The sequence below is a fragment of the Cupriavidus sp. YAF13 genome (genome assembly GCF_052113425.1).
Taxonomy (GTDB): domain Bacteria; phylum Pseudomonadota; class Gammaproteobacteria; order Burkholderiales; family Burkholderiaceae; genus Cupriavidus.
In genome coordinates this window covers 1-1,585 of record NZ_JBFRDD010000136.1, presented here as the reverse complement: position 1 = coordinate 1,585, position 1,585 = coordinate 1, and the positions used below count along the sequence as shown (strand labels likewise).

Here is a 1,585-nt window from a genome sequence, read left to right as displayed (position 1 = left end):
GATCTCAGAACTGCGCTTCGCTCAACGCATTGACCGGCACCGCGCCCGCCACGATGGCATCGCGCAAACCCGATGCCTGCGACAGGATGTGCTCCGCGAAGAAATGCGCCGTCGAGATCTTGGCGTCGTGGAAGGACGGATCCTCGGCACGCTTCGCRTCCGCCGCGAGCATCGCSCGGCCAAGCTGCCAGCCCGAAAACACGATGCCGCAGAGCTTCAGGTAAGGCACGCTGCCGGCAAACACGGCATTCGGATCCGACTTGGCATTGGCCACGACGWACGCCACCACGGTCTCCAGCGCGGCGCGCCCCTTGGCCAGTTGCGCCTGCACCGCGGTGAATGCCGCRCCACCATGCTTGCCCAGCGCYGCCTCGGTCTCGGCGATCTGCGTGCAGATCGCACGGGCCACCGCGCCACCGTCGCGCAGCGTCTTGCGGCCGACGAGGTCGTTCGCCTGGATCGCGGTCGTGCCTTCGTAGATCGTCAGGATGCGGGCATCGCGATAATGCTGGGCCGCGCCGGTCTCCTCGATGAAGCCCATGCCGCCGTGCACCTGCACGCCCAGGCTGGTCACATCGATGGACAACTCGGTGCTCCAGCCCTTGACGATGGGCACCATGAACTCGTAGAACGCCTGGCTTTGCTTGCGCACCGCGTCGTCGGCATGCTGGTGCGCCGTATCGCACGCGGCTGCGGCCACATACGCTACCGCGCGCGCGCCTTCGATCAGCGAGCGCATGGTCATCAGCATGCGCTTGACGTCCGGGTGATGGATGATGGCCACAGCCTCGCGCGCGGAACCATCGACCGGACGGCTTTGCACGCGCTCGCGGGCRAAAYTCACAGCCTGCTGGTAGGCCCGCTCCGACACGGCGATGCCTTGCATGCCGACCGAGAAGCGCGCCGAGTTCATCATGATGAACATGTATTCCAGGCCGCGGTTTTCCTCGCCGACCAGCGTGCCGATGGCRCCACCGTGGTCGCCGAACTGCAGCACKGCCGTGGGGCTGGCCTTGATGCCCAGCTTGTGCTCGATCGACACGCAGTGCGCATCATTGCGCGCGCCCAGCGAACCATCCTCATTCACCAGGAACTTGGGCACRATGAACAGCGARATGCCCTTGACGCCCTCGGGTGCCGTGGGCGTGCGCGCCAGCACGAGATGGACGATGTTCTGCGCCATGTCGTGTTCACCGTAGGTGATGAAGATCTTGGTGCCGAACACCTTGTAGGTGCCGTCGCCCTGCGGTTCGGCGCGCGTGCGCACGGCCGCCAGGTCCGAGCCGGCCTGCGGCTCGGTCAGGTTCATGGTGCCGGTCCATTCGCCGGAGATCAGCTTGGGCAGGAAGGTGGCCTTCTGCGCGTCGCTGCCCGCGGTCAGCAGGGCTTCGATGGCGCCGTCTGTCAGCAGCGGGCACAGCGCGAACGACAGGTTCGCCGTGTTCAGCATCTCGTTGCAGGCGGTGGCGATCAACTTGGGCAAGCCCTGGCCGCCAAATTCCTGCGGATGCAGCACGCCCTGCCAGCCACCTTCGCCAAACTGGCGGAACGCGTCCTTGAAACCGGGCGTGGTGGTAACCACGCC

At 66.1% G+C, this 1,585-nt stretch carries 1 protein-coding gene; it reads right to left on the bottom strand.

What is annotated here, in order from left to right; genetic code table 11:
* Positions 1 to 4: 4 nt before the first annotated feature.
* Positions 5 to 1,585: acyl-CoA dehydrogenase (locus AB4061_RS40485; protein ID WP_441641645.1), on the bottom strand; the 1,581-nt coding region annotated here is incomplete at its 5' end.